A 24,685-nucleotide genomic window follows, 5' to 3' on the forward strand; every position below is an offset into this window, starting at 1 on the left:
ATTTAACTTTACAAAAAACTATTCATGGGATTACTCCTTATTTACGCAACCGTATCGATTTTCTTTTCCTTTCTGTGTTCTATTTTAGAAGCAGTATTGCTAAGTATTACAGATACTTTTATGAAAGTAAAAAATCAAGAAGGTGCCTCTTATATTACTTCATTACAAGAACTAAAAGCTGATGTGGATAAACCACTCATCGCCATTCTAACCTTAAATACACTGGCACATACTGTAGGTGCTATTCTCGTAGGTGTTCAGGCAGAAAATATGGTAAGTGCAAGTGATTATAACAGCAGCTATTTTGGAATACCGTTTGTAGGGATTATTTCTGGAATCATGACGGTGCTTATACTAGTAGTTTCTGAGATTATTCCTAAAACAATCGGAGCGACTTACTGGCAAGGTCTAGCTGGCTTTACTACTCGAGCTTTAAATATTATGATTTTTCCACTTAAATGGACTGGTATATTATGGATATTACAACTCACCACTAAAGCCATAGGGAAAAGTGCTCACATGAATACCATGACTCGTGAAGACTTTATAGCCATTACAGACACTGCCGAGAAAGAAGGTGTATTTGAACCTACTGAAGGTCAATACATTAAGAGCCTGATGAACTTTAATAAAATTGAGGTAAAAGACGTCATGACACCACGTTCTGTTATGTTTATGGCACCGCAATCTATGAAGATTAAGGACTTTTTTAAGGAGAATCAAGACCTGCGATTTTCTCGTATTCCTATTTATGGAATTAATCGCGATGATATAAAAGGTTACGTACTTAAAGATCACATTCTAGCAGATATTATCCATGATAAACCAGCAGAGACTTTAGAAGATTTGCGCCGTGAGATTGCTATGGTACCTTCCAGTATGCCTATACCGCAATTATTTGAAAAAATGATTGCTACTAAAGAACACATGGCGCTAGTGGTAGATGACTTTGGTAGTGTTCAAGGAGTTGCCACCATGGAAGATGTTATAGAAACCATGTTAGGACTAGAAATCATGGACGAAAGTGATAACGTCGAGGACATGCAACAACTTGCTCGTAAAAACTGGGAAAAAAGGTCTAAGTCTTTAGGTCTCGAAACGCCAGATTAAGGTGAAGGTTTATAAAAGTCACTAAGAAACTCTTTCTTTTAATAACTCTTTTACATAAATCTATTCAATCACCTCAGCTTCCATCATATATTGTACAATCGCTTCTTTCATAAGTAACGATTGCTCACCAGCCTTTAGTGGTGGTAAATTCTCTTTAACCGTATAGTGCGGCCATTTATCATCGTCAAAATGTGAGAACTCATAATATCCATAAGGCTCCAGCACACGACATATTGCTATGTGCATGAGTTGGTATTTTTCATCCTTTTTAAACTTGCGATGCAGCTGACCTAACTCTTGCACACCTATTATAAATAGAATAGCATCGAGGTCCATTTCTTCACCATCACTGAATCGCTCTTGAAAAAAAGCCGTAGTCTGCGCCCAGCGCTGTTTTAATTGTTCATCTCTGCTCATGGGGTAAAAGTAAAACAAAAAACGCCGTTGCACTTGAGTGGAACAGCGTTTTCAATGAGATAATTAACTTTCTATTTATTCATCAACTCTTCAATCTCTTCTATTTCTATAGGAATGTCACGCATTAAATTAAATGGTGCACCATTTGCATTTACTACCACGTCATCTTCTAATCGTATTCCAAAACCTTCCTCTGGTAAATAAATCCCAGGCTCTACCGTAAAGACATTTCCAGCCTGCATAGGTTCCCATAAGATACCGTAATCGTGCGTATCCAGTCCTATGTGGTGTGACGTTCCATGCATGAAATATTTTTTATAAGCCGGCCAGTCTGGATTTTCATTTTGAACATCGGCTTTATCGAGTAGTCCTAAACCTAGTAATTCACTAGTCATTAATTTTCCCACCTCAACATGATATTCTTTCCAGAGTGTTCCTGGAACTAGCATTTTTGTCGCTTGATTCTTAACTCTCAGGACCGCATTATAAACTTCTTTCTGTCGGTCAGTAAAACGACCATTTACAGGAATAGTTCTAGACATATCGCTGGCATAATTTGCATATACTGCTCCAGCATCGATTAGGATTAATTCGCCGTCTTTACATTCTTGATTATTCTCTATATAATGTAACACATTTGCATTATTACCACTAGCGATAATAGGTGTGTAAGCAAATCCATCACTACGACTTCTTATAAACTCGTGTAAAAACTCAGCTTCTATTTCATATTCCATCACACCAGGCTTAGTAAATTCAAGCACTCGACGGAAACCAGCATTTGTAATATTACAAGCCTCTTGTAATAGGTTAATTTCTATCTGGTCCTTTACCGCACGCAATCGCTGCATGATAGGTGCCGACTTTGCATAATTATGTGCTGGGAATTGTGCTTTGGTCTTTTTAATGAATCGATCTTCTCTAGACTCTAACTCTACAGCCTGGCGGTAGTGCTCGTTAGTATTAAAGTAAATCGTGTCGCACTGCGTCATCATTTCAAAAAACTTCTTATCAAAATCGCTCAACCAGTACACTGTTTTAATACCAGTAACTTCAGTAGCCTTTTCTTTGGTCAACTTCTCTCCTTCCCATACCGCAATATGTGCATTAGTCTCTGTGACAAAAAGTACTTCTCTGTGAGCAGGATCTGGGCTATCTGGAAACAAAACAAGTATAGTGTTTTCTTGATCTGCACCACTTAAATAAAAGATATCACGATGTTGTTTAAAAGGCATCGTACTGTCTGCACCAGTGGTAAAAACATCGTTAGAATTAAAAACAGCAAGGCTAGACGGCTTCATTTTGGCCATGAAATTCTTGCGGTTTTTGATAAATAATTTGGGGTCTACAGGATGGTATTTCATAATTCTGGTAGTGTTTTAAAATGATGTGGTGGGGTTATTACGCTTTGGCGAAAGCCGGATAAAACAACCATATCCACAACTGCCAGCAAGATACTATGGTAAAAAGATATGACAAAGGTTTAAAGCTTTATTAGCAATTCTTTTAACTAAAAAACACCTTACAACCAGCAATAATATTGCTGCTCAAACTATTCCATACTAAGCAGAATACTTATACTAAATTGAATTTAAGTTATTAGGAATGGAATATTTTTAAGAGAACTGCGATTAACGATTAACTAACCACTCTGTTTCAAGTTCAAGTTTGATTTCAAATTCTATGACTTATCTTTAAACTTCTAAAATTTCTATCCATGAAAAGAGTTTTTTCAATTGTTTTTCTATTCACCAGTAGTTTCTTATTTGCACAATATCCACCAGCAACTCCTAGCGCTGTGGTACATAAAGGTCTAGAACAGCGTGAAGAAATGGCGCAAAACTCTCTTTTTAAAAACTTAGCTTTTAAAAATATAGGTCCGAGTATCATGTCGGGTCGTGTAGTAGATGTAGATGTGAACCCGGCAGAACCTACTGAAATGCTCGTCGCTTATGCCAGTGGTGGATTATGGCATTCTCATAATAACGGCACTAGCTTTACACCTATAATGGACGGTGCTGGAGCTATTAATCTAGGAGATATCGCCGTAGACTGGAACAGTAAAACGATCTGGGCAGGAACTGGAGAAAATAATTCTAGCCGCAGCAGTTATGCTGGTATAGGAATTATTAAGTCTACCGATTGGGGGAAAACATGGAGTGATCCTATGTTAAAAGATTCCCATCACATAGGACGTATTTTGATCAATCCAGCAAATAGTGATCATGTCGTGATTGCGGTGACTGGCCCATTATATTCGGCTAGTGATTCTCGTGGAATTTATGTGACTAAAGATGGCGGTATTACTTGGGAAAAAACACTTTTTGCCACAAACATGGCAGGTTTCATAGACCTAGCCCATGCACCCGATGATTTTAATATCATGTACACGGCAAGTTGGGAAAAAGACCGTAAAGCCTGGAATTTTGATGGTGATGGAACAGCGAGTGCTATCTATAAAAGTATGGATGCTGGACAGACTTGGAATAAAATAACGACACCAGCCAGCGGTTTTCCAGTAGGTTCTGGAGTAGGTCGTATAGGACTGGCCGTTTATGATGAAAATACAGTTTATGCCATCCACGACTCACAATTCCGTAGGGATAAGGATGTTGATGATTCCGCTTTCGCGAAAGCGAAATCCGATAAGCTATCTAAAAACGACTTTAAATCGATGTCTAAAGAGGCGTTCCTCAGGCTCGATAATGACAAGCTCAACAAATTCTTAAAACAAAATGGTTTTCAAGAAAAATACAGGGCAGATAATGTTAAAAACATGGTACGTAGTGGTGACGCAACACCACTGGATGTGGCAAAATATCTGGAAAATGCCAATGCCCAACTCTTTGACACACCCGTAAAAGGTGCTGAATTATACCGCAGTAACGACGGTGGAAAATCCTGGGACAAAACTCACAAAGGTCAACTAGACAATGTGTTCTACAGCTATGGTTACTATTTTGCTCAAGTACGCATAGATCCTAGCGATGTTAACCATGTTTATGTACTGGGCGTTCCTATTATAAAATCAGATGATGGTGGTGCAACCTGGAAAAGTATTTCTAGAGAAAATGTACATGCAGACCATCATGCCCTATGGATCAATCCTAACAAACGCGGTCATCTCATTAATGGTAATGATGGCGGCCTCAACATTTCTTATGATGATGGCGCCACGTGGATTAAAAATAACACACCTAGTGTAGGTCAATTTTATGCGATTAATTATGACCTTGAAAAACCCTATAATGTTTATGGAGGTTTACAAGATAATGGCGTTTGGGTAGGTGCTCATAACGCTCCAGAAAACCGCTCGTGGCATCAACAAGGTCAGTATCCATGGAAATCTATTATGGGCGGCGACGGCATGCAAATTCAAATAGATGCTCGTAATAGTGACATCGTTTACACGGGTTTTCAATTTGGAAATTACTTTAGACTCAATCGAGCAACTGGAGATAGAACTTATATTCAACCTAAACATGAGCTTGGAGAATCACCATACCGTTTTAACTGGCAAACGCCTATTTTATTGAGTTCGCACAATCAGGACATTCTGTATTTAGGAGGAAACAAATTGCACCGTTCCATGAATCAAGGAGATGACTGGACCGCTATTTCCCCAGATCTTACACAAGGTGGTAAACAAGGAAATGTAGCCTATGGGACATTAACAAGCATCAGTGAATCACCATTTAAGTTTGGGTTAATTTACACCGGCTCAGATGACGGACTTGTTCAAGTGACAAAAGATGGTGGCACGGAATGGGAACAACTCAACGGCGGCTGGCCAGCAAATTTATGGGTAAGTCGAGTAGTGGCATCGCAGCACAAAAAAGGACGTGTTTATGTCACGTTAAACGGTTATCGTTTTGATGATTTTACGCCTTACATCTATAAAAGTAATGATTATGGAAAAACCTGGGAAAATATAAGTCACACTATACCTACTAGCGCAGTAAATGTCATTATAGAACATCCTAAAAAAGAAAACGTATTGTTCACAGGAACTGATAATGCTACGTACATCAGTACAGATACTGGTAAATCATGGGAATTACTCACTGGCGGCATGCCACCGGTAGCGGTTCACGATTTAAAAATTCAACCCGAAGAAAATCATCTTCTGGTAGGAACGCATGGTCGTTCTATTTATAAAGGAGATTTGAGCTCATTAGAGCTTTTAAATACGTCCAGCGCAGAAGAGTTTATGTATGGTAGGACTGGCAAATCATTAAAATTAGCACCTATAGAAAATACTAAATTTTCTTCTCGATATGGAAACAAAGGTTTTATGTGGTCAGAAGGGCCAGAACCTTCTATAGAACTAGCTTTTTACAGTCCTAATACTGAAAAGGTGACCATAGAAGTTAAGAACAAAAAAGGGAAAACCATTCAAGAAATGAACATCACAGCAGACCCAGGTTTGAATTTCTACGAGTATGACGGCTCTATTTCAAAAAGCGGATTAAAACGATTTAAAGAAACCCCAAAAACTGCTGATAATGGTAAGACCTATTTACCGGTAGGAACTTATACAGTAAAGATGATAAGTAATTCTGGAAGTGCAGAACAGGAATTAGTGGTCGAGTAAATTTTCATAACCTCATAGCGAGGAGAGCAACGATTGGGTAATTTAAATACACTATAAAAAGCTCCTTTTCTCGTCTAAGTAAAGGCAGACAAATTAGAGGTGTTGGAAATTTGGTCAGAAAGGTTGAAAAACACAATTATTTTCTCAAACTAATAATTATGACAGGTGTCATCTGTATGATTAACCGCTCCTTATACTAATTCGCCAAGCGTAGTATTATCTGTCCACGCCTTATCAAAAGCGAGTAGTTTTTTAAATGATTTGTCGGTAGGAAATAGATATTAGAGTGTTTTACTCAAATAGAGAGTTCCAAAAAACACTTTTAAACGTTAAAATTAAATTATTCTGCCTTAAAAACTGAATGCAAATACGAAAACGATGTAGTTGGTTTGGATTAAAACATCTGTTAAACACCCTTACAACACCTCAACAAAAGGATGATTTCATGATAAAAAATAAGAGCCTTAAAATATAAGTAATTGATAACCAATAAAATAATCAAAACATATATTGTAGCAATAATTGTAAGGGTTAAACCTTTAAAAATTTAATCTTTTATTTTAATTTTGGAACAACGCGCTTATATAGCCATACTATAACGTCGTAGAAGTTCAATTAAAGTAAACGGAAATAATACCATTTTCATGAATAAATTTACTCTTTTACTCTTTTATCTTGTTGCAGCTTTAGGTTTTGCTCAACAAAGTTTAGTTTCAGGAAAAGTCCTTGATCAGGCCACAGGAGAAACCTTACTAGGTGTAACTGTTCAAAACATCACTAGCCAAACAGCCACTACCACCGATATTGATGGTTTATTTACCATTGCCGCTACAAAAGGAGATGTTCTCAGGTTTTCATATATAGGTACAGTTACAAAGGAGTTTGCCTTAGGTGATGAAACTTCAATCACTGTAATGTTAGAAGAAGACGTCGCTACCCTTGAAGAGATAGTGGTGGTAGGTTATGGAACCCAAGCCGTAAGAGAAGTGACCGGTGCAGTGTCCATAGTAAATAGCGAGGCTATTGAAAACCTAAAACCTGCACGTGTTGAAGAGGCCTTACAAGGACAAGTACCTGGTGTTAACGTTACTTCTTCTTCTGGTTCTCCAGGTGCTGGTTTGAACATTAGAATAAGAGGTGTTTCTACTAACGGAGACAATAGACCATTAATTCTTGTAGATGGTAACATTATAGAAGATTTAAGCGTTATTAATCCTGGCGATATAGAAAGTATCTCCGTCTTAAAAGATGCTACGGCTGGTATTTATGGTGTAAGAGCTGCAAATGGTGTGATTATCGTGACCACAAAAAGCGGACGTAGAAACCTGCCTCTTGTTGTAGAATACAATTCCTGGGGTGGTGCTCAAGAGACCTCTAGAAGGTTACCTACCTTAAATTCTCAGCAATATGCGCTAATTAAAAACGAAGCATTTGCTAACAATGGTGAAGCGCTTCCTTTTACTAATATCTCAAATTTAACTAATACCAATTATCAAGATAAAGTATTTCAAAATGCTTTAGTTCTTAATAACGATATATCGATGCGCGGTGGTACAGAGAAGTCTTTGTACAAATTAGGAGTTTCTGTTTTTAATCAAGATGGTATTGTAGGAGGGAAAAAATCAGACTTTGACCGCTTTACCATGAGTGGAAACTTTGACCATAAATGGACTAAGAATCTAGAAATGAAGACAGGCTTCATCTATTCTTACACCAGCAATAGAAGTATAAATGATGGTGGTTTAGGATCTGTATTATTCAATGCAGTGAATATGGCTCCAACCATACCAGTAAGAGATGCCGCTGGTGAATTTTCACTCGCAGAAGGTTTGGGAAATGAAGTTATCAATCCCGAAGCGCAACTTGCAAATACTTTTAATAAAAATAAGGTAGGTAAAATAAGTGGGAACTTTGGGTTAACTTATTCTTTCTTGGATCATTTTGAGGCTACTGCTCGTATTCAAGCAAATTATTCTGAAGCCTATGGAAACAACTTTAATCCACGAGCATTTTATGGAGCTGGTAAGGTATTTAACCTAGATGAAAATGTATACAGCGAATATGAGAACTTTTTTAGTGATTATACCTATGATGCTTTTATTAAATACAATAATTCTTTTAATGACAGCCATAATATTGAAGCAATGTTAGGGATGAGTGCCTTTAGAACTAGAGGCGATTTTAACGATTTCACTGGTTTTGGAAATGGAAGTAATGATTATAATGAGGTAAGCCTCGCTGGAGCAGATCGACGAACCTCTGGAGATGAAATTGTAGGTAGCGCAAGACGTTTTGATCAACGATTACTTTCTCATTTTTTAAGAGTACAGTATGATTACCAAGGGAAGTATTTATTTTCTGGGGTTATACGTAGAGATGGTAGTACTATTTTTGGTCCAGAAAATAGATTTGGTATTTTCCCATCAGCAAGTTTAGGTTGGGTAGCCTCAGACGAGAGTTTTTTAAAGGACAGCAAAGTTATCGACTTCCTTAAAGTACGTGCATCAGCAGGAATTATAGGTAATGATAGGATACCAGCTTTCGGTTATGTTTCCTTATTAACAGGTGAAGGTCAGTATGTCTTTAATGATCAGATTTTTAATGGTACAGCAGGTGGAGCTTTAAGTAATCCAGAAATTAAGTGGGAAGAGCAGTTTACCACAAACGTAGGTGTTGACATGCAATTTTTATCTAACAAATTAAATGTAACCGTAGACTATTTTAATAGAGAAACTCAAGATTTATTAATAGCACCAAACGTTTCTGGTATATTAGGATCAGGTGCTCCTGGTTCAAGTGCTCCATTTATAAACGGAGGAGATATAAGAAATAGAGGTCTTGAACTTTCCATAGGGTATGGAGATCAAATAACTGATGATCTTAGCTTTAATGTGAGTTATAATATAGCGACGCTAGATAACGAAGTCCTTGCTGTAAATAATGACAACGGTTTTATAGAAGCAGGAGGTTTTGGCGTTGGTCAGCCACCTATAACTAGATTCGAAGAAGGTTTTACGATAGGTTATTTTTATGGTTATCAAACCGACGGGATCTTTCAAAATGCTGCCGAGGTAGCTGCTCATCCATCTCAAATAGCCTTGGGTGCAAACGCTCAACCAGGAGATTTTAGATATAGAGATTTAAATAACGATGGAGTAATTAATCTTGAAGATAGAACAGAGTTAGGTGACCCGTTACCAGATGTTACTATGGGAATGAATTTGAGTTTCAACTATAAAAACTGGGACTTCCAAAGTTACTTTTTTGCATCTTTAGGTAATGAAATGGTTAGGAACTATGAACGTAATCAACCACTAACTAACACAACTACAAATATTTTAAATAGATGGACTGGTGAAGGATCAACAAACTCCTTCCCTAGAGTTACCACTGGAGCTACAGCAAACCAAGTGTTTTCAGACTTCTATGTTGAAGACGCTTCATTCCTTAGAGCACAAAATATTCAATTAGGTTATACTTTAAATGATAGTGCTTTAAAAAACGTTAAACTAAGTAAGTTGAGAATATATGGTGCTGTTAGAAATGCTTTTACACTAACCAGATATCAAGGGTTTGACCCAAGTGCAAGTTCTGGAGATCCTCTTGCTAGTGGTATAGATAACGGTTTCTACCCAGTGGCTAGAACATTTTTAATCGGAATAAATGCTAAATTCTAAAAAATACTCAAGATGAAACTTTATAAAATATATATATTACTATTCTTTGTTGCTTTAGGTATTAACTCGTGTAGCGAGGATTATTTAGATGTAGAAAGTGAAGATCCTAATTCAGAAAACTTCTTTAATTCACAGGAAGATTATGAAAGTGCTTTAATCGGTGCCTATGATATGTTGCAATCGAGCTATATTAATGTCATGCTAGGTGAAATTGCATCAGATAATACGCTTGCAGGTGGAGAAAGTGCATCAGACGTTATAGGAATTCAACAAATTGATGATATGATTCACACTCCTGTAAATCAACAATTATCTGATTTATGGAGATGGATGTATGCTGGTGTTAATAGAGCAAATTACATCATGGAATTTCAAGATAAAACAGATTTTCCAGACAAACCTAGGGTTCTTGGTGAGACACGTTTTTTGAGAGCTTACTATTATTTTGAACTGGTAAAATTCTTTGGAGATGTTCCATTAGTAGTAGACCAAAGATTCCTTTTTGGTGATCAATTTGATGTAGACCGTACTCCTAAAGCAGAAGTTTATACCCAAATAGAGTTGGATTTAATATATGCTATTGACAACCTACAGTATACCACTCCTGATATAGGTAGAGCTTCAAAAGGAAGTGCACAAGCTCTATTGGGTAAAGTTTACTTGTATCAAGGGAAATATGACCTGGCTGCAAACGTTTTAGATGATTTAATTCTTTCAAATCAATATAGTTTAGTTGCCGATTATTCTACGATTTTTGAAAACGATAATGAGAATAATTCAGAGTCTGTATTCGAAATTCAATATTCTGATTTAGAAGGAGCTGGATTTGGTTGTTTACAGTGTAGTGAAGGAAATGTAGCCGTTGGATTTAACGGAATTAGAAATTACAACGGACCACTTTTTGAATCTGGTTTTAGTTTCAATGTTCCGACCCAAGAAGTAGTAGATTTATTTGATCCGGCAGATCCTAGATTAGATACAGCAATACTAGATATTGACGCTTTTGCATCGGCTAATGGAGCTACTTTTAGCACTGGTTTTGAACATACAGGTTACTTTAATAGAAAATACATCGCTAGGCAAGGAGATTTAAATACAGGTGATGCTAACCTAACAAACCCTAACAATTACAGAGCTATAAGATTTGCCGATGTTCTTTTAATGGCTGCCGAGGCATACAATAGCGGCAATCTAGGAGATGGACAAGCAAGAACATACTTAAATCGAGTGCGCACTCGAGTAGGCTTACCAGACGTAACACTTTCTGGAACGGCACTGGGAGATGCTATTTTCCTAGACCGTAGATTAGAGTTAGTAGGAGAAGGTCACCACTTCTTTGATCTGGTAAGAACAGGTAGAGCAGCTTCAGAAATTGATAACTTTGTAGCTGGAAAACATGAAGTTTTTCCTATACCTCTAGAAGAAATATTACTTGCAGGAAATCGCTGGGAACAAAACCCTAATTATTAAAATAAAATCATAATGAAAAATATTAAATTTTTATTTGTTGTTTTATTAGCACTAAGCACTGCTATATGGAGTTGTGAAAGTGACGATGAAAAAGACCTAAGCAATACCATTGGAGCTCCGTTAAATCTTGACCTCACCTTTAAGATTACACAAGACAACACTGGATTAGTAACTATTTCTCCGACGGGTGAAAACGTATCAAGTTTTGAGGTTTTCTATGGTGATGGAACTGCCGAGTCTGTAATACTATCTTTAGGTGAAAACGCTCAACGTAATTACCCAGAAGGTTCCTTTCCGGTTACACTGGTTGCTACTAGTTTAAGCGGTGAAACTACAGAATTTGTAAAAACGCTTGATGTTTCTTTTAGAGCTCCTGAAAACCTTGCAATAACGGTTACAGAAAGTGCCTCTTCTAATTTTGGAGTTTCCGTAATGGCCACTGCAGATTTTGAAACTTCATTTGAAGTTACCTTTGGAGAAGACCCAGCGCTTGCACCAGTTGCTTTTATGGAAGGTGATACAGTAAATTATGATTACAGTAGTACAGGAACTTATACCATTACAGTAACTGCTTTAAGCGGTGGTTTCGCTACGGCAACCGCTACAGAAACTGTGGTTATTGAAGACCCAGTAGAATTACCTTTAGATTTTGAATCAGCTACCTTAAACTATAACCTTATTAATTTTGAAACTGCAGTTTCAATTATTAATAATCCTGATGTAAGTGTCTATAACAGTAGTACAAAAGTGGTAAGTATAGAAAAAGTAGGGACACAAACTTATGGTGGTGTTGTTGTTCCATTAAGTGGCCCGATTGATTTTTCAGTTTCGCAAAACTTTAGAATGAAAACTTGGTCCCCTATGCCTGTAGGAACAAAAGTAACCATGAAATTAGAAAACGCCGATGGTTCCATTGCCTCTGCAGATTATGAAGCCTTTACCACCAAAACAGGTGAGTGGGAAACATTATTCTTTAATACCACTGGATTAGACACTACGCAACCATTCAGCCGTTTTGTAGTTTTCTTTGATTTAGGAAACGCACCTACTGGAGATATCAACTATTTTGACGACATTGAATTAGCTGACGGACCACCAATATTGCTACCATTAAACTTTGAAGATCCCGACAGAATTTACAATATCGGTACTAACAATGGAGCTTTTTCAATTATTACTAATCCAGTACCAGATCTGGTAAATAATTCAAGCACGGTACTACAATTTGACAGACCACCTACGGGAGCTAACAACTATTCATTAGTAGCTATTGTTCTTGATCAGCCAGTAGCTTTCACAGCAACAACTTCCTTCACTTTAAAGGTTTATTCTCCACGCGCAGGTCTACCTGTCTGGCTCAAGGTAGAACGCATAGGTAACGGTGGACTATTTCAAGAAGTAACAAGTGTTACTACAACTGTAGCAAACGGGTGGGAAGAACTGACATTTACAAACTTTTCTGGAAATACCACTGATGATTTAAGAAATGTAGTAATATTTTTTGACCCATTACAGTCCACAACGGTATCAGAAACTATCTATATAGATGACTTAATTAAAACAAATTAAAATGAAATATTTCAGAATAGTAGTAATCTTAATGCTAGCAGTTTCATTAAACTCTTGCCAAGATGATGACACTACATTTGGAGATGTAATTGCTCCGAGTAATCTAGAATTGTCCTTTGATATTCAAGGTCAGAGTATGACAGAACCTAATGGTGATGGAACAGGAATAGTTGTGTTCAACGCAACTTCTGAAAATGCTATTAATTATACTTACGATTTTGGAGATGGTCGTACAGGTTCAACATTTGATGGTACCATTGAACATCGTTTTGTAGAATTAGGAGTGATAAGTTATCCTGTTACAGTAACAGCAACTGGAACAGGTGGCGCTGCAACGACTAAAACTGTTATAATAGACGTATTGAGCACATTTGACGATGCCGAAGCAAAAGATTTCCTAACTGGTGGTAGTTCTAAAACTTGGTACTGGTCTGTTGCAGAAAATGCACATTGGGGCGTAGGACCTACTAATCTTATTCCTGGACAATCACCAGAGGCATATTACACACCAGCGTTTTTCCCAGTTCCTGCATTTGGAAGATACTGTAATGAACTCACAGAATGTTTTTATGAAGATGAAATGGTGTTTACTAAAGATGGTAATGACGTTATTTATGAACTCAGGAATTTTGGAGGCACCTATTTTCACAATACTTATTTGACTCAATTTGGTGGTCCATCTGCCTTAAATACTACTAATGCAGATGAGTGCCTACCGTTTACCGCACCAGCACCAGGTCCAGTAACTTTCACTCCTACATTAGATACTGATGTGCCAGAGACCGAATCTAGAAAAACAACTATGCTCCTAGCTAACGATAGTTTCATAAGCTGGTATGTGGGAAGTAGTGAGTATGAAATTATGGAAATTACTGCAAATCGCATGGTACTGCGCACGATTCAAGGCAACGATCCAGCACTTGCTTGGTATCACGTACTTACCACAGATTCACCAGTGAATCCTAATCCTAATTGTAACTAATTCCAACCAAAAATTACATACACTAAGCCACTTTAAAAAGAGTGGCTTTTTTTATGCTCGCTTTCGCGAAAGCAACAAAATACCAACACAAGCTTAACAAAACCTCAGTAAGGAAAGTTACACCATCACTACTATAACGATGTAAAGTCAATGACACAAGCTATTAAGATTCAATCCAAATAAGGATATTGAGAAGGATATTAAATAGAGACCGTTGAAAATCCAACGCTTGAAAGTTATCTTTGCGACAAACTAAAAAATTATACATGAGCGCATTAGTAAAATCTTCTATTGCTAGAAAGTGGATAATGGCACTTTCGGGTCTGTTTCTGGTTATATTCCTGACACAGCATTTTGTCATAAACATTACCTCAGTTATCGCACCAGACACCTTTAACGAGTGGTCGCACTTTATGGGATACAATCCATTAGTGCAATTTGTAGCGCAACCTATTCTTATCGCAGGACTGATCATTCACTTTGTAATGGGTATAGTGCTAGATTTTCAAAATAGAAAAGCGCGTCCTGTAAAATATGCTCAATTCTCTGGGAACTCAAATTCTCAATGGGTTTCTAGAAACATGATTCTTTCTGGTCTGGTAGTACTTGCTTTTTTGGGATTGCACATGTATGACTTTTGGGTTCATGAAATGACGGTAAAATACATAGATGTTGCACCAGAAGACCCAACTAGATATCTACCAGAATTAAGAGAAAAGTTTGTAGACCCGATCAGAGTAGGTTTTTATGTTGTTTCATTCATTTTACTTGCTATGCACTTATGGCACGGCTTCAATAGTTCGTTCCAGTCTGTAGGTGCAAAAGCCATCAATAAAGGTGACGGACTGAGAAAAGCAACTTATGCATGGTCTGTATTGATACCTGCTGGATTTATTTTCATCGCATTGTATCACCATTTTACTCACTAATAACACATAAATTATGTCAGTATTAGATTCTAAAGTACCTCAAGGACCACTTGCAGAAAAGTGGACTAATCATAAAAATCACATTAACCTAGTTAACCCAGCAAACAAGCGTAACATAGATGTTATCGTAGTAGGAACTGGACTTGCTGGTGGTAGTGCTGCTGCTACTCTAGCTGAACTAGGCTATAACGTTAAAACATTCTGTTATAATGATTCTCCACGTCGTGCGCACAGTATTGCTGCACAAGGAGGAATTAACGCTGCCAAAAACTATCAAGGAGATGGAGATTCAAACTTCCGTTTATTCTATGATACGATTAAAGGTGGAGATTACAGGTCTCGTGAAGCAAACGTACACAGACTCGCAGAGGTTTCTTCAAACATTATCGACCAGTGTGTGGCACAAGGAGTTCCTTTTGCACGTGAATATGGTGGACTATTAGATAACCGTTCTTTTGGTGGAGTACTGGTTTCAAGAACATTTTATGCTGCTGGACAGACAGGACAGCAGTTATTACTAGGAGCATACTCTGCTTTAAATAGACAAATCAACCGTGGTAAAGTACAACCATTTAACCGTCATGAGATGTTAGATCTTGTGGTCGTAGATGGTAAAGCTCGCGGTATCATCGCTCGTAACTTAGTTACTGGTGAAATAGAACGTCATGGTGCACATGCCGTAGTCATCGCTTCTGGTGGTTATGGAAATGTATTTTTCCTTTCTACAAATGCAATGGGAAGTAACGTGATGGCAGCATGGAGAACACACCGTCGTGGAGCGCACTTTGCAAATCCATGTTATACACAAATTCACCCTACTTGTATTCCAGTAAGTGGTGAACACCAGTCTAAACTGACATTGATGTCAGAATCATTGCGTAATGATGGACGTATCTGGGTTCCTAAGAAGCTAGAAGATGCTCAAGCCATACGTGAAGGAAAACTAAGAGGTGTAGACCTTAAAGAAGAAGATAGAGATTATTATCTTGAAAGAAGGTATCCAGCCTTCGGTAACCTAGTGCCACGTGACGTAGCATCTCGTGCTGCTAAGGAACGTTGTGATGCTGGTTATGGAGTAAACAAGACAGGTAACGCCGTTTATCTAGATTTTGCAGCTTCGTTCTTAAGATATGGAAAAATAGAAGCTTTAACTAGCGGTCATAAAAATGCTAGCGAGGCAGAAATGATCGCACTCGGTAAAAAAGTCATCGAGAAAAAATACGGTAACTTGTTTGACATGTACCGTAACATAACCGATGAGAATCCTTATGAAGTGCCTATGAAAATTTTCCCAGCGGTACATTATACTATGGGTGGTTTATGGGTAGATTATAACCTACAGACTACGGTTCCAGGATGTTTTGCTGCTGGTGAAGCAAACTTCTCTGATCACGGTGCAAACCGTCTAGGAGCAAGTGCTTTAATGCAAGGTCTAGCCGATGGTTATTTTGTATTACCATACACCATAGGTGATTACCTAGCAGACGAGATTAGAACTGGCCCTATTTCTACAGAAACTCCAGAATTTGAGCAAGCTGAAAAAGATACTCGTGCACGCATAGAGAAATTGATGAATGGTGCAGGAACACACTCTGTAGATTACTATCACAAGAAGTTAGGACTCATCATGTGGAACAAATGTGGTATGTCTCGTAATGAAGCAGACCTTAAGACGGCGATGGATGAGATTAAAGAACTACGTGAAGATTTCTGGAAAAACGTAAAAGTTCCTGGAAGTGCAGATACTAAGAATCAAGAGCTAGAAAAAGCAGGTCGCGTAGCAGACTTCCTTGAACTAGGAGAGCTGTTTGCAAAAGATGCTTTAACTAGAAATGAGAGTTGTGGTGGTCACTTCCGTGAAGAATATCAAACTCCAGAAGGTGAGGCGATGCGTGATGATGAAAACTTTGCTTTTGTAAGCGCATGGGAATATAATGAGAACCCACGTGATGCTAAGTTGCATAAGGAAGACCTTGTGTTTGAAAATGTGAAGCTGGTAACACGTAGTTATAAGTAGTAATCGGTTCACGGTTGTCAGTTATCAGTTGACTGTACTGTGAAGATGATTGTTTTGGAAGGTATCATAACCAAGAAAACATTCAGTTTTGTAGAATTGCAAGAGGTTCCTTAAGTGAACTGATTGATCAAATCGATGTTTGTCTAGATAAAAATTATATAATAGAAGTAGACGCTCAACGATACAATAACGAAATAAACGAAGTAATGAGAGTCCTTAATGGATATATCAATTACTTGAACAAGTTTAATAAATAGTAAAGGGAATAAGTTCCGATTATCTGAGTACTGATAACCGACAACTGACAACCGCTAAACAAATAACTAAGAAGTTATGAAGTTGACACTTAAAATATGGAGACAGGCTGGTCCTGAAGCTAAAGGAAAAATGGTTACTTATCCACTAGATGGTGTAGATGGTGACATGTCTTTCCTAGAAATGATGGATATTTTAAACGAGGAACTGGTTAATAAAGGTGAAGAGCCTGTAGAATTTGACCATGACTGTCGTGAAGGTATCTGTGGATCTTGTAACATGATGATTAACGGGCAACCACATGGTCCACAAAAACTGACTACAACATGTCAGTTACACATGAGAAAGTTTAATGATGGTGACACCATTACCATTGAGCCATGGAGAGCAGCTGCTTTTCCTGTGATCAAGGATTTAATTGTGGATCGTACCGCTTTTGATAGAATCCAGCAAGCTGGTGCTTATGTATCTGTTAACACTTCTGGAAACACACAAGATGCTAACTCTATTCCTATTGAAAAAGCAAAAGCAGATGAGGCGTTTCACTCAGCGACCTGTATAGGTTGTGGTGCTTGTGTTGCTGCGTGTAAAAACGCTAGTGCGATGCTATTTACCAGCGCAAAAGTTTCTCAATATGCTTTATTACCACAAGGTGAGGTAGAGGCATCTGATCGTGTTCAGAACATGGTTAGACAAATGGATATAGAAGGTTTTGGTAACTGTACAAACACTGGAGCTTGTATGATAGAGTGTCCTAAGGGAATTAAACTTGAAAACATTGCTCGTATGAATAGCGAGTATTTAAAGGCTAATATTTAATAGTGTTCTTTTAAAAAAATTAAATCCCTTTACAGAACTCTGTAAAGGGATTTTTTATTAAAACTCCTATTGATCAACAATCTATAGGTACTCGTAAAGATTAGAATTTAAAATACCAATTTGTGTTTATAATGTCGTTAAAATAAATTGAATTATTTTTTACTTATTTTTCAATTTATGGAAGTGAAATAACAAACACAAAATGACACAATAACAATGGAACATCCCAGTCAGCTTAACGTAAGCTTAATACAATCCGACCTGATGTGGGAGAATCCTACAGCAAATATGGAGCAGTTTTCGCGCAAGCTAGAACAACTTTATAACCATACAGATCTAGTTATACTTCCAGAAATGTTTACTACTGGATTCTCTATGAACGCCGCTAAATTTGCTTCAAATAAAGACGTGATTGAATATTTAATGAATCATGCAACTAAGGGCAACTTTGCTATTTATGGTAGTACTATGTTTAATGATAATGGCTCTTATGTAAATAGAGGCTTTTTTATTAAACCTAACCTTACTTTTGAATATTATGATAAACGACACACCTTTACTCTAGCAGGAGAAGAAAAAGTTTATAAAAAAGGTAAAAAACAAGTGATTGTAAATTATAAAGGATGGAATCTAAATTTACAGATTTGTTATGATTTAAGGTTCCCAGTTTTCACGCGCAATACACAAGATTATGACGTCCTTTTATATGTAGCAAACTGGCCTGTTCCACGCATAAATGCATGGGACGCATTGCTCAAAGCTCGTGCTATTGAAAACATGTGTTACAGTATAGGAGTTAATCGCACTGGTAAGGATGGTAAGGACATGGAGTATAATGGACACTCTCAGGTCTATAATCTTCTTGGTGAAGAATTAATAGGCCATCCATGGGAAAATCAAGGTATTAAAACAGTAACTCTGGAGAAAAAACACATTCAAGACTTACGCAAAAAGCTACGCTTTCTAGAAGATCGAGATGACTTTAATTTAACTTTATAGTCTCAACCACATCCCAATTAGCCTGTAGATCAATTACTCTAGGTAAATAAACCACCTCTTCAGGTTGTATAAACTTTAAGAAATTACCAGGATCATAGCGACCATTTCTATTGCGGTCATAAATAACTCTTATCAGGTAGTCTCCTGGGTTTAAAAAATTAAAGTTGTAAGAAGTATTTGAAGTTGCTGTTTGCTCAGCTACTACGGTAAGATCTTCTTTAGTAATTTGAATTATAGCAGGCCATTTATTACCGCCACTCAATGTGATTTCCATATTACCATAATCTCCAGCAGTTCTAGTGGAGCCATTAAATGATAAGGAATCAACAGTGTTTCCATAAAAGTCACTTATGGCTCCAGGAAAAGTCTCCAGCACATATCGCTGACTTTCTTCTCTCGGGAAATCTATGGTGAGCTCATTTCTAAATTGATCTAAACTGGCTTTAAAATCTATCGATAGTGAATCTTTATCTATCAGTTGCATTTTAGAAACATCATAACTCTCTATTGGTGTGCTAGCTGTTAACACTAATGGTGTCGCTAGTGATAAATCGCCTAGCTGTTTAACCAGTAAACTATCCTGGTAACGTTCTTTAAGTGGTACCTTTTTCTCTTCTTCAAAATCTTTATATTCTAATTTTAAGAAAATAGAATCCCGATCTAAGTCTGGCTGAAACCAAAACTGCAAGGTGTCCTTTTTTTCAAGCTTAGTAATTCTGGTTTTAGTAAAAAGATTATTTTCTACTGGAGTGATATTAAGCGAGTCTAAATTACCCGTATACCCCACATAAAACCTACTTTTCCCTTCGTGAGAAACTCTTTTAATACTTGGATCTAGTTCTGGTTCATACATCTTTAATTCATGCACCTCATCACTAGGAATGGTAACTGGCTCTGAGATAAAACCTATTTTATCTGTTTTGGGATTGAACTTTAAATCATTGTTTTCTTCCTTAATTCCTACCATGCGGTATGATCCTGCCGCTAGGTTTTCCATAGTGAAGGTTTTTAAACTATCCAGCGTGTTCAACACATACAACGGCGGCCCTTTAAAAACCAGCGAATCTGTATAAGTAGAATCCATTTTATAGAGCAACACATTCACAAAATCATCTGCTTTATAATTAAGAGCATCAGTGATTTTACCTTTAAGCTGTAAAGAATCTATATAAGAACCCGTACTAAAAACATACCGATAATAAGGATATGGATTAGACTCATTATTATCTATAATACTCTGACCAAAATTAAACGTGTAAGTAGTATTAGTCTCTAAGGTATCTGTAATGGTTATGGTCATTTTCTTAGCTGCGCCGCCTTGTGGAGTGATAATAGGTGCATTTTTCAATGGAGGCGAAACGACCAGCTGCTTCTGTAAATCGTTCAGTTTTATATATTCATTAAAGGTAATTTCTATTTCCTGTGCTTTAAAATTAACACTATAATTATCTGGATAGGCACGTAAAATCTCAGGTGGATCTTCGTCTATAGGTCCACCAGTAGGTGTTCCACGCTTAGCACATTGCACCAGTACAACAGCGATTACAATAAGGCTGAATATATTTAAAAAAGTCTTTTTCACAGGTTCATATAACGTGCGCAAGTTACTATCATTATGTAAAAGATGGAAAAAAAGCAGGCAGTCTTTTAACCCATAGTTTCCAGTCATTTAATTAACGCTATGCTCCTCAGTAGCTGACGTGATACTGCTCCTTAAAAGAAGGACACAAGCTCCAGTGCCATTAACTTCCACCTACCATCTAAGAATATTAAACTTAAACCAATTTGTGTTTATAATGTCGTTAAAATAAATTGAATTATTTTTTGCTTAGTTGAAGCTGAAAATACTTTGCATAGCCCTAGCTACGAAAATAATTTTAAGTGAAAAAGAAACTATTTATTAAGACTTTATAAATTCAATTTGGTATTAATAATCCTAAATAGATATCGCCATGGTCGCAATAGAAATCTTTACTTCTGGAATTTTTTGTAATTCTCTAGCGCAAAGCACTAGTGTAGTTCCAGTGGTAACCACGTCATCTACGAGTAACACGTGCGATCCTTCAGGAATTGTTTCTGCAAGATGATACGGTGTTTGTGTTTCATCACTACGTTTAGTTTGATTCAATTTGGCCTGGTTTATGGTGTTTTTAGTTTTTATTAATGCGCTTTCGCAAAAGCGTGCTTCACATATCATCGCCAGCTCTTTACCAAATTTACTGACCTGATTATAACCACGTTTTGCCCGTCGTTTAGGGTGAACCGGTACTGGAATCACCATATCTATTTCTTTAAAATTTTCTTGGTTTTTTAACTCAGCAGCGAGCCATTTTCCCAGGTATGTACTTATTTCCTCTTTACCTCGATACTTTAATTCATGCATAATGTGCTGGACTGCACCTATTTTTTCATAATAAAACAAGCATGCAAGATGTTCTACATTTATGCGTGCAAAAAAGAGTTCGCGCATTTTTTCATCACTGGTTTTATGAAAATTTGTGAGTGGCACACTAGCGCTGCATGAGGTACAAAGCAAGTGCTCACCCGTTGATAATGGTGTTTCACAACCTATACATAACTCTGGATAGAGTAAATTAAAGAAATCATAAACCCAGCGCCTCATATATTAATAGTAATTTTACTGCGTTATTCATAAATAGCGATTTGGCATCGCTTTTAAAATTCATTCTTTAAATATAACTATATGGGAACTCAAAAAGACAATCGCATATTAAAGATTTTACTAGGTCTAGCTGTTTTACTGCTCATAGCAGTAGGTACTTATGCTTATAAATCACATCACAACAATGAAGCAATAAAAGACCAGCTCAACTTAGAAAAGACTGAAATTGAAAAAGCACTCAATAATCTCGAGGCAGACTATAAAATAGAAATTGAAAAAGGAACCATACTTACTGAAGATCTAGAAACTGCCCGCAAACGCATTACTAGACTTAAAGATTCTGTGAATCTTCTAGAACCTAACGTGGCTATTCTAGCGAGACTACGCAAAGAACTCGTTAAAATAAAAGATGAACGTGACGTGCTCACTGCACGTGTTTATGCCCTAGAACAAGAGAATCAAGAGCTGGCAAGAGTTAAAGACAGCACTTTACAAGTCCTTAATGAAGAAATCATAGCCAGCACTTATAAATCTACTCAAATAGATCACTTAAATGAAAATATGGCCAGAGCTGCCGCTTTACTACCTACTAATTTTAAGGCAAAAGGCTTGATTATAAGAAACAGCGGTAAACAAATTGAAAATGACCGTGCTCGTCGTGTGGATGATTTACAGGTGTGCTTTACCTTACCTCAAAATACACTTGCGGCTACTGGAGTGCAGCAATTCTATCTACAGGTCATCAACCCAGATAATAATGTGATGGGCTTAAAGAAAAAACAGCAGTTTGAAGACCAAGAGCTTACCTATTCTAAGGTAATATCTTTTAACTATAAAGGACAAGAACTGGATATTTGTGAGCTGGTAGGTGCAAATGAGGATAATATCATTAAGGGAAAGTACCGTGTGAATCTATATAATAATGGTATAAGAGTAAGTAGTTCTGAGCTTAGTTTAAGATAAGTCACATTACTTCTATTTGATATTAAACACGCTTTTGGGCGTGTTTTTTTATGAAGTGCTTTGATATACGCTTTCGCGAAAGCGAAATAAACAAAATCACAACGTTTCAAAGCGACATTTTTTTACATTTGCAGCTATGGCAAAGAACAACGATCAAGATCAGTTTAAAAAAGTACTCTCGCATGCAAAAGAGTATGGATATGTATTCCAATCTAGCGAAATCTATGATGGATTAAGCGCAGTCTATGACTATGGACAGAATGGTGCAGAATTAAAGAAAAACATAAGAGAATACTGGTGGCAAGCAATGACGCAGCTCAACCAAGATATCGTGGGAATAGATGCTGCCATTTTCATGCATCCTACCACTTGGAAAGCCAGTGGTCACGTAGATGCGTTTAACGACCCATTAATAGATAATAAAGATTCTAAAAAACGCTACCGTGCCGATGTTCTCGTGGAAGATTACTGCGAGAAACAATTGCAAAAAGCAAATAAAGAGATCGCAAAAGCGGCCAAAAGATTTGGTGAAGATTTTGATGCAAACCTGTACCGTGAGACTAATCCACGAGTGATGAGTTACATGAAGAAAGCTACAGAACCTACCGCTCGACTAGCTGAATTACTAGAAAAAGAAGATCTTGCTGGTGTAAAAGCCTTAATAGAAGAACTAGAAATAGCAGATCCTGATACTGGTTCTAAAAACTGGACAGAAGTGCGCCAGTTTAATTTAATGTTTGGCACTAAAATAGGTGCCAGCGCTGTCACGGCAACAGATTTATACTTAAGACCAGAAACGGCTCAAGGTATTTTTGTTAATTTCTTAAACGTTCAGAAAACAGGAAGGATGAAAATTCCTTTTGGGATTGCACAAACGGGAAAAGCTTTTAGAAACGAGATTGTAGCGCGTCAGTTCATCTTCCGCCAGCGTGAGTTTGAACAAATGGAGATGCAATATTTTGTAAAACCAGGAACAGAACTTGAATGGTTTGAAATATGGAAAGAACGCCGTATGGCATGGCACAGATCTCTAGGAATGGGAGATGAAAATTATCGTTTCCACGACCATGAAAAACTAGCGCATTATGCAAACGCTGCGACTGATATTGAGTTTGATTTCCCTTTTGGTTTTAAAGAACTAGAAGGTATTCATTCTCGTACAGATTTTGACTTGAAAGCACATGAAGAACACAGTGGTAAAAAACTACAGTTCTTTGACCATGAGGAGAATAAAAACTATGTTCCTTATGTACTGGAAACATCTATAGGACTGGACCGTATGTTCCTAGCCGTATTCTCAAATTCTCTTGTAGAAGAAAAACTAGATGGCGGCGGCGAGCGTACCGTATTAAAACTTCCAGCAGTTCTTGCACCTGTAAAAGCGGCGATTTTACCTTTATTAAAAAAAGATGGGTTGCCAGAAATTGCAAACGAAATTATAGACGACTTAAAGTGGTCTATGAAAGTAGCTTATGAAGAAAAAGATTCTATAGGTAAGCGCTACGCAAGACACGATTTAAATGGAACACCTTACTGTGTAACCATAGATCACGAGACTAAGGAAGATCATGCAGTTACCGTACGGGATCGCGACACGATGACTCAAGAACGTATCGCTATTAAAGATTTAAAATCTTATTTAGAAAAGCGCGTGAGCATGAGTGAGTGGTTAAAGAAGATATAATACCAAAAACAACAGTAAACCAAAACACCGTAACTATGAAGCTACGGTGTTTCTTTATTACCCTTTTCAAAAGTGTTTATTAAACTGATCGTATTATGGGTTCACTTCATCAATCACCACACATAACTCTCCTTCTAATCCACCAGTAGTTACTACATCAAAACGGAATTCATCTCCTACAGCTGTTCCAGCACGCTGGCAAGTCACTGTTACTGTATAGTTTGTGCCATTAATTCCTAATGTTCCAGGCCCGACAGCATTTAAAGTCACAGCGCTAGTGGTTAAGAAGATGTTCCCAGGATTAGTGGTTTCATATACCTCAACCGCTGCTACACCAGGACCACCATTATTAGGAAAAAGTTCTGTTTGTAATTGAGCCTCTGGCAATAAGGTGTTTGTAGTTCCATCAAAGAAGGTCAACCCTTCATAATTGCATTGATCCTGATTGTCGGCCGTGCCGTCATCATTATCGCAGCTTAAAAAAGCGATAGACATGATTAATACTAATGATACTTTAACGAGATACTTCATAGTAGTAGTTTTATAATTTATTATTGTAGGTTGAAAATTAAGCACC

The 24,685-nt window shown here is 37.3% G+C and carries 18 protein-coding genes; 13 read left to right on the forward strand and 5 right to left on the reverse strand.

Annotated features, from left to right (window positions below):
* Positions 1–24: 24 nt before the first annotated feature.
* Positions 25–1,110 carry a CNNM domain-containing protein gene (locus ACTF48_RS00215; protein WP_438961119.1) on the forward strand — a complete coding sequence of 362 codons (1,086 nt, stop codon included), beginning with the start codon at positions 25–27 and terminating at the stop codon, positions 1,108–1,110.
* 60 nt (positions 1,111–1,170) lie between these two features.
* Here the strand turns inward: ACTF48_RS00215 and ACTF48_RS00220 are convergent, their stop codons facing one another.
* Both ACTF48_RS00220 and ACTF48_RS00225 read right to left on the reverse strand, forming a co-directional pair.
* A complete protein-coding gene (locus ACTF48_RS00220) occupies positions 1,171–1,527 on the reverse strand; it encodes a hypothetical protein (RefSeq protein ID WP_438961120.1) in 357 nt (118 codons plus the stop codon).
* Between the two features lie 71 nt (positions 1,528–1,598).
* Positions 1,599–2,891, reverse strand: a complete 1,293-nt coding sequence (locus tag ACTF48_RS00225) for an aminopeptidase P family protein (RefSeq protein ID WP_438961121.1) — start codon at positions 2,889–2,891, stop codon at positions 1,599–1,601.
* A gap of 353 nt (positions 2,892–3,244) precedes the next feature.
* Here ACTF48_RS00225 and ACTF48_RS00230 point away from each other — a divergent pair, with 353 nt between their 5' ends.
* From ACTF48_RS00230 to ACTF48_RS00275, 10 genes are all read left to right on the forward strand, one after another.
* Positions 3,245–6,121, forward strand: a complete 2,877-nt coding sequence (locus ACTF48_RS00230; protein WP_438961122.1) for a WD40/YVTN/BNR-like repeat-containing protein — start codon at positions 3,245–3,247, stop codon at positions 6,119–6,121.
* Positions 6,122–6,765: 644 nt separating this feature from the next.
* Positions 6,766–9,798, forward strand: coding sequence for a SusC/RagA family TonB-linked outer membrane protein (locus tag ACTF48_RS00235; protein ID WP_438961123.1), 3,033 nt, complete (start codon positions 6,766–6,768; stop codon positions 9,796–9,798).
* A gap of 12 nt (positions 9,799–9,810) precedes the next feature.
* A complete protein-coding gene (locus tag ACTF48_RS00240) occupies positions 9,811–11,268 on the forward strand; it encodes a RagB/SusD family nutrient uptake outer membrane protein (RefSeq protein WP_438961124.1) in 1,458 nt (485 codons plus the stop codon).
* Positions 11,269–11,280: 12 nt separating this feature from the next.
* Positions 11,281–12,837, forward strand: a complete 1,557-nt coding sequence (locus ACTF48_RS00245) for a hypothetical protein (RefSeq protein ID WP_438961125.1) — start codon at positions 11,281–11,283, stop codon at positions 12,835–12,837.
* A 1-nt stretch (position 12,838) separates the two neighbouring features.
* Complete coding sequence (locus tag ACTF48_RS00250; RefSeq protein ID WP_438961126.1) at positions 12,839–13,819, forward strand: PKD domain-containing protein; 981 nt, start codon at positions 12,839–12,841, stop codon at positions 13,817–13,819.
* A 266-nt stretch (positions 13,820–14,085) separates the two neighbouring features.
* Positions 14,086–14,748 carry a succinate dehydrogenase cytochrome b subunit gene (locus ACTF48_RS00255; protein WP_438961127.1) on the forward strand — a complete coding sequence of 221 codons (663 nt, stop codon included), beginning with the start codon at positions 14,086–14,088 and terminating at the stop codon, positions 14,746–14,748.
* A gap of 13 nt (positions 14,749–14,761) precedes the next feature.
* Entirely contained in the window at positions 14,762–16,765 is a 2,004-nt protein-coding gene (locus tag ACTF48_RS00260) for a fumarate reductase/succinate dehydrogenase flavoprotein subunit (protein ID WP_438961128.1), read from the forward strand.
* Between the two features lie 32 nt (positions 16,766–16,797).
* The gene (locus tag ACTF48_RS00265; protein ID WP_438961237.1) at positions 16,798–17,022 is read left to right on the forward strand and encodes a four helix bundle protein; all 225 of its coding nucleotides are present in this window, start codon (positions 16,798–16,800) and stop codon (positions 17,020–17,022) included.
* Positions 17,023–17,098: 76 nt separating this feature from the next.
* Positions 17,099–17,839, forward strand: a complete 741-nt coding sequence (locus tag ACTF48_RS00270) for a succinate dehydrogenase/fumarate reductase iron-sulfur subunit (RefSeq protein WP_438961129.1) — start codon at positions 17,099–17,101, stop codon at positions 17,837–17,839.
* 216 nt (positions 17,840–18,055) lie between these two features.
* A complete protein-coding gene (locus tag ACTF48_RS00275; RefSeq protein ID WP_438961130.1) occupies positions 18,056–18,838 on the forward strand; it encodes a nitrilase family protein in 783 nt (260 codons plus the stop codon).
* On the opposite strand, the gene ACTF48_RS00280 is transcribed toward ACTF48_RS00275, so the two are convergent.
* The gene (locus tag ACTF48_RS00280) at positions 18,822–20,507 is read right to left on the reverse strand and encodes an Ig-like domain-containing protein (RefSeq protein ID WP_438961131.1); all 1,686 of its coding nucleotides are present in this window, start codon (positions 20,505–20,507) and stop codon (positions 18,822–18,824) included. The two genes, ACTF48_RS00275 and ACTF48_RS00280, sit on opposite strands and share 17 nt — an antisense overlap.
* 267 nt (positions 20,508–20,774) lie before the next feature.
* A complete protein-coding gene (locus tag ACTF48_RS00285) occupies positions 20,775–21,461 on the reverse strand; it encodes a ComF family protein (RefSeq protein ID WP_438961132.1) in 687 nt (228 codons plus the stop codon).
* A gap of 81 nt (positions 21,462–21,542) precedes the next feature.
* Here ACTF48_RS00285 and ACTF48_RS00290 point away from each other — a divergent pair, with 81 nt between their 5' ends.
* Positions 21,543–22,424 carry a hypothetical protein gene (locus ACTF48_RS00290; RefSeq protein WP_438961133.1) on the forward strand — a complete coding sequence of 294 codons (882 nt, stop codon included), beginning with the start codon at positions 21,543–21,545 and terminating at the stop codon, positions 22,422–22,424.
* A gap of 136 nt (positions 22,425–22,560) precedes the next feature.
* The gene (locus ACTF48_RS00295) at positions 22,561–24,108 is read left to right on the forward strand and encodes a glycine--tRNA ligase (protein WP_438961134.1); all 1,548 of its coding nucleotides are present in this window, start codon (positions 22,561–22,563) and stop codon (positions 24,106–24,108) included.
* 93 nt (positions 24,109–24,201) lie between these two features.
* Here ACTF48_RS00295 and ACTF48_RS00300 read toward each other — a convergent pair whose 3' ends face one another.
* Positions 24,202–24,639, reverse strand: a complete 438-nt coding sequence (locus ACTF48_RS00300) for a hypothetical protein (protein WP_438961135.1) — start codon at positions 24,637–24,639, stop codon at positions 24,202–24,204.
* Positions 24,640–24,685 lie beyond the last annotated feature (46 nt).

Source organism: Nonlabens sp. (assembly GCF_965660805.1).
GTDB lineage: Bacteria > Bacteroidota > Bacteroidia > Flavobacteriales > Flavobacteriaceae > Nonlabens.